At 58.5% G+C, this 4,913-nt stretch carries 7 protein-coding genes and 1 pseudogene; all 8 read left to right on the plus strand.

Annotated features, from left to right (window positions below; genetic code table 11):
• On the plus strand, positions 1-564 hold a 564-nt coding region (locus tag PSV43_RS22085), incomplete at its 5' end, for an HAD-IC family P-type ATPase (RefSeq protein WP_300202838.1).
• Between the two features lie 143 nt (positions 565-707).
• Positions 708-1,010: a hypothetical protein gene (locus PSV43_RS22090; RefSeq protein WP_300202840.1), complete on the plus strand. Its 303-nt coding sequence runs from the start codon at positions 708-710 to the stop codon at positions 1,008-1,010.
• Between the two features lie 96 nt (positions 1,011-1,106).
• Complete coding sequence (locus PSV43_RS22095; protein ID WP_300202843.1) at positions 1,107-1,292, plus strand: YHS domain-containing protein; 186 nt, start codon at positions 1,107-1,109, stop codon at positions 1,290-1,292.
• A gap of 415 nt (positions 1,293-1,707) precedes the next feature.
• Positions 1,708-2,838: a hypothetical protein gene (locus PSV43_RS22100; RefSeq protein ID WP_300202845.1), complete on the plus strand. Its 1,131-nt coding sequence runs from the start codon at positions 1,708-1,710 to the stop codon at positions 2,836-2,838.
• 75 nt (positions 2,839-2,913) lie between these two features.
• Positions 2,914-3,393, plus strand: a complete 480-nt coding sequence (locus tag PSV43_RS22105; protein ID WP_300202849.1) for a hypothetical protein — start codon at positions 2,914-2,916, stop codon at positions 3,391-3,393.
• A 152-nt stretch (positions 3,394-3,545) separates the two neighbouring features.
• Positions 3,546-3,929 carry a DUF302 domain-containing protein gene (locus tag PSV43_RS22110; RefSeq protein ID WP_300202852.1) on the plus strand — a complete coding sequence of 128 codons (384 nt, stop codon included), beginning with the start codon at positions 3,546-3,548 and terminating at the stop codon, positions 3,927-3,929.
• Between the two features lie 65 nt (positions 3,930-3,994).
• On the plus strand, positions 3,995-4,297 hold the full coding sequence (locus PSV43_RS22115) for a glycogen-binding domain-containing protein (RefSeq protein ID WP_300202855.1): 303 nt from the start codon (positions 3,995-3,997) through the stop codon (positions 4,295-4,297).
• A gap of 1 nt (position 4,298) precedes the next feature.
• Positions 4,299-4,913 (plus strand): annotated as a pseudogene (locus PSV43_RS22120) (oxidoreductase); the annotation flags it as partial.

The following is a 4,913-nucleotide window of genomic DNA, read 5'->3' on the forward strand; positions in this document are numbered from 1 at the left end:
ACTGTCTCTGACCCCATCAAAACCACGACCGAGGAAGCCTTGCACAGCCTGCATGACCTTGGTGTGAAAGTCATCATGCTCACTGGCGATCATACCCGCACCGCCCGTGCCGTTGCGAATAAGCTCGGCCTCGATAACTTCAAAGCGGAGGTCACGCCCGCCGACAAGATCGCCGAAGTGCGACGCCTGCACGAAGCTGGTGAAGTTGTCGCGATGGCCGGTGACGGCATCAATGACGCCCCCGCACTTGCCGCTGCCGATGTCGGCATCGCCATGGGCACCGGCACCGATGTCGCTATGCAGAGCGCAGGCGTCACTCTGGTTAAAGGTGACCTGCGAGCCATCGCCAAAGCCATCCATCTGAGCCGTGCCACCATGCGCAACATTCGCCAGAACCTCGTCTTCGCCTTCCTCTACAATGCCCTTGGCATTCCGATAGCCGCAGGCGTGCTTTACCCCTTCTTCGGCTTGCTGCTCAGCCCAATCGTCGCGGGTGTGGCGATGAGCCTGAGTTCTGTTTCCGTCATCACGAATGCGCTGAGGCTCCGATCAACATCCTTGTGATGATTTTCTTTGGAACGAAATCAAATCTCAGGAAGGTGGGTGTTCACCCCATAGTAGAAAGTCGATAGGACCACCATGGTGTGACGCTGGTTCGATCTGTGGAAGCACTGCAACCGAGCAAATAACAAACAAACAGAAAATTCATGAAAAATACACTTCGATCCCTTGCTGTCCTCGCTTTTGCGATGGTGGCATTCAACGCCTCAGCCGCCGACACCCCCAAAGAGGGTGCAGTAACCTGCGACAAATGCAAAACAGTATGGGTCAAGGTGCCCGTCACCAGTCCAGGTGGCAAAGGACAAATCACCACCTACCGCGATGTGAAGAAAATGGAATGTGCTGACTGCGAGAACGCCATCGTCACCTTCTTCAAGACCGGCAAACTGCACCATGAGTGCAAAAAGTGCGGTGGCGAGCTGACCCACTGCGAAGAGCACAAGTCCTAGTCTCACTCTCACCCGATCCTGTCGGGTGCTCAGAACCTCAGAGCCGTCCGAAGACTCTTTTCGGGCGGCTTTTCTTTTTAACACTTTCGCTACTCCATGACAACATCCAAACCTGTTACCAAAGACCCCATCTGCGGCATGACCGTGGACGAAGCCACCGCCATCCATGCGGAACGCGATGGCAAGACCTTCTACTTTTGCAGCGAGCACTGCCGCGAAAAATTCCTCGCCGCACCCACCGACGCACAGCCTGACAAGAAGGCGGGCTGCTGCTGTGACTAACATCCGCATCTGATTGAACCCCAACAAAACAAACAAGCAAACCCAATGAAACACACCACCATGAAAACACTGCAGCTCACACTCCTCGCCATGGCCTTCGCGGCCTTTCCCGTGCTCGCACAGGACACACACTAGCCAATGAAGGCCACCAAAGACTGCGGCGCTTGCTGCAAACAAGGCGGCGACTGCTGCCCCAAGTGCGGCCACGATAAGTGCGCGCCTTGCTGCGACAAAAAGAAGGAAGCCCCCAAGAAGTAAAATCTTCGCATCAAATTTGGGGGGAACCGCAACGTGCGCACAACCATTCCCAAATGATGTGGAGCAAGGCTCGGAGGGGATCAATAGGGTGCCGGTGAGCACCCTGATTCCCTCCCTGCCCACCTCCGTAACCAAACTCAATCGCTTCAAATCCAACATGAACCTCTTCTCATTCAAAACAGCGCTGCCCGTGATCCTCGCCAGCAGCGTGCTTGCCGCCAACCTCCATGCGGCACCGCCTGCCAAGCCAACGCTGGACCCCTCAAGTCATGCGGCTCACGTCGCGGCAGGCACCATGCCGCCCGATGCGCCGAAAGGTGATCCCACGATCTCTCAGTTGCAGACAAAAGTTGCACAGCTCGAAGCCGCACTTGCGAAAGGTGCGCCACCAATGCCCGCTGCTCCAGCCGGTGCAGCCATGACGGGAATGCCCGCCGCAGGCGCAGCCCCAGCCGCAGGTCCGATGGCAGGCATGGCGATGCCACCGGCAGGCCCAATGGCAGGCATGGCTAGTCCTGGCATGGGCGCAGGCACAGCACCCGCTCCCGCCATGGCCGGGATGGGCGGCGGCATGATGGGCATGATGGATAAGATGATGGGCATGATGGACAAAATGATGCCGATGGGCGGAGGCGCGATGCCCGCAGGTGGAGCCGCGATGGCACCCGCCCCCATGGCCGGTGGTGGCATGGGAATGGACATGATGAAAATGGAAATGGGCGGCATGGGCGGTGGCGCGATGCCAGCCGCAGCACCCGCAGCAGGCATGAGCGGTGGTGGCATGGGCATGATGGCGATGGATAAGATGGAGATGGCTGGCATGATGGGCATGGGTCCGATGGGCGGCGCTCCGGCTGGCATGTCGGCATCCGCGTTGCCCGGCTTTCCCGGCGCATCGCACCTCTATCACCTTGGTGCGACGGGCTTCTTCCTCGACCACAAGACGCACATTGCGCTCACCACCGAGCAAACGGCAGCGCTGAACAAAGCCAAGGAACAGGCACGTCTTGCCAAAAGCACCGCCGACCGCAAGGCTGCACAAGCCGAGCAAGAGCTGTGGACACTGACCGCTGCCGATCAGCCCGACGCCGCCACCATCGAAGCGAAGATTGGCGAGATCGAAAAGACGCATGGCGATGAGCGCTTGGCCTTCATCCGCGCTGTAGGCGAGGCCAGCAAGCTCCTCACCGACGAGCAGCGCAAAATCCTCACCGGCTTCGCAGCACCCGCGCCCGCCGCGACAATGGCCGCCCCGGCAGCCGCGATGGCTCCGATGAAAGGCATGTGAACGGACCAACCATTTAACCAATCTGCAAACGAACACATCGTTCGCCAGAACAGCAAACCAAACAAAAACGCCGATATGAAAACGAAACACAACCTCCCCAGTAAAATTATCCTCAGCACGGGACTCGCACTCGCTCTGGGTCTCGCAGTCTGGCTGCCCATCGCTTCCCAGGCGGCGGAGCCCGAAGTCAAAAAAGGCACCGAGATGAAGGGGATGTCGCACCCCATGAATATGAATCAGATCAAGACCCAGGCGGAGGCGGAGGCGTTGAAGCCTGGCGATTCCATCTCGATGGCTTGCAGCATGTGCAAGAACGTCATGGTCATGCCGGTGACCGCCGGCACCGAGCACGTCAAAATGATGACGGTCGGAGAGAAACACACCTGCCCCTCCTGCAAAGGCACCGTCACCATCGTCGGCACTGGCAAAGGCGAAGGAAAGAACCAGGAGGTAAAGCATGTCTGCTCGCATTGCGGTGACGACGCCATGTTTATCTGCGCCTCCAAGCCAGGCTCGGGTGCCATGAAAGACATGGATCACGGGAAAAAGAAATAACCACAACGATCCAGCTGGACTGGGCGGGCTGGTGTCCCGTGGCATGATGGGGCACCGCCTTGACGGCGACATGGGACACAAATAACAGCGAAATTTCCAAAAACCTGAATTCCCGTGAACTGATACGCAAACATCCAACCACGAAGAAAATTATGCTATTCCAACTACCCACTGAAAAGACCGTGACTGAGACGGCGACGGCGTTGGAGGCTGCCGTTCAGGCCAATCACTTTGGCGTCATGCAGGTTCATAACCTCAAAGAGACCTTGTGGAAGAAGGGCGTGGAATTTGATCACGAATGTCTGATCTTCGAGGTCTGCCAGCCGCAACAGGCCAAGAAGGTTCTCGAACAAGCCATGAGCGTGTCCACCGCGCTGCCCTGCCGAATCTCCATTTATGAAGAGGGCGGGCAAACCATGCTCGCCACGTTGAAACCAACCAAGCTGCTGGCGATGTTCGCTGTGCCGCAACTGGAGCAAATCGCACAGGAAGTGGAGGACACGTTGATCAAAATCATCAGGGAGGCGGCGGTATGATGGGCCACCAATAATCCGAAACTAATAACCCGAAACCAATGATCAAACCTGAATCCAAACCGAAAATGAAAACTCCCGACCTAACACCCGTCGGATTCTCCTGCCACGCCCCCGAGGCGCAGGCTGTGTTCGTGGCTGGCAGCTTCAATGGCTGGCGGGCCGATGGAATCCCATTGCGCCGGGAAACCGACGGAAATTGGACAACTGTTCTACAGATCCCACCCGGCCATTACCAATTCAAGTTCATCGTCGATGGCCGGTGGTGCTGCGATCCAGGCTGCGAACACGAAAATCGCGAAAGCCACGGCTGTGAGAAATGCGCCGCGAACGGGTTTGGCACCATGAACCGTATGTTGGAGGTCGGGTAAAATGCTAGCACTCGCCCGCATTTCCATCGGACACACGCTGCGTGCGTTGCGCTTCGCAGCAAGTGTGTGCGTCTTGCTCATCATCAGTGGAGCGCAGGCGCAAACGCCCGAGGAACACGCGAGCCATCATCCCGGTGCGGCTCCGGCCAGCGGTGCGCCGGGCATGGCGGGCATGGGATCACCCGCAGGAGCAGGCGGCATGATGGAAGGCATGGGCGACATGATGAAGGGTATGATGGGCAAGACGCCGCCCAAGGAGCTGTATCCCACACTCATGGCCCTGCCGGAACTCACGCCGGAAAAACGGCAGGCGGTGGAGCAGCAAGCCAACGAGCGGATGCGCACCGGCACCGCGTTGATGGGACAGGCGCTCGACACCCTCAACGCTGCCGCGCAGTCCAACGACTACGCCGCGATGCACGACGCGACGATTCGTTTGCGCGAAGGTATCGCACAGCTTGAGAGCAGCATCTCTGCACGCCGTGCGCTCGCCGAAGGACGCGCCCCACGCGAAGTCGCGCTGGCTTGGTTCAAGCAGGAGATGAACCTCACGTCTCCCGTCGCGGGTGCAGATTCGCATGGTGGCCGTGGCCTCTCGATCTTGCACCTCTTCACC

The sequence above is a fragment of the Prosthecobacter sp. genome, assembly GCF_029946185.1.
Classification (GTDB): domain Bacteria; phylum Verrucomicrobiota; class Verrucomicrobiia; order Verrucomicrobiales; family Verrucomicrobiaceae; genus Prosthecobacter.

Excerpts from the sequence above, each read along its gene's own strand:
- PSV43_RS22090 (WP_300202840.1), top strand. The coding sequence starts at position 708 with ATGAAAAATACACTTCGATCCCTTGCTGTCCTCGCTTTTGCGATGGTG.
- PSV43_RS22095 (WP_300202843.1), top strand. The coding sequence starts at position 1,107 with ATGACAACATCCAAACCTGTTACCAAAGACCCCATCTGCGGCATGACC.
- PSV43_RS22100 (WP_300202845.1), top strand. The coding sequence starts at position 1,708 with ATGAACCTCTTCTCATTCAAAACAGCGCTGCCCGTGATCCTCGCCAGC.
- PSV43_RS22105 (WP_300202849.1), top strand. The coding sequence starts at position 2,914 with ATGAAAACGAAACACAACCTCCCCAGTAAAATTATCCTCAGCACGGGA.
- PSV43_RS22110 (WP_300202852.1), top strand. The coding sequence starts at position 3,546 with ATGCTATTCCAACTACCCACTGAAAAGACCGTGACTGAGACGGCGACG.
- PSV43_RS22115 (WP_300202855.1), top strand. The coding sequence starts at position 3,995 with ATGAAAACTCCCGACCTAACACCCGTCGGATTCTCCTGCCACGCCCCC.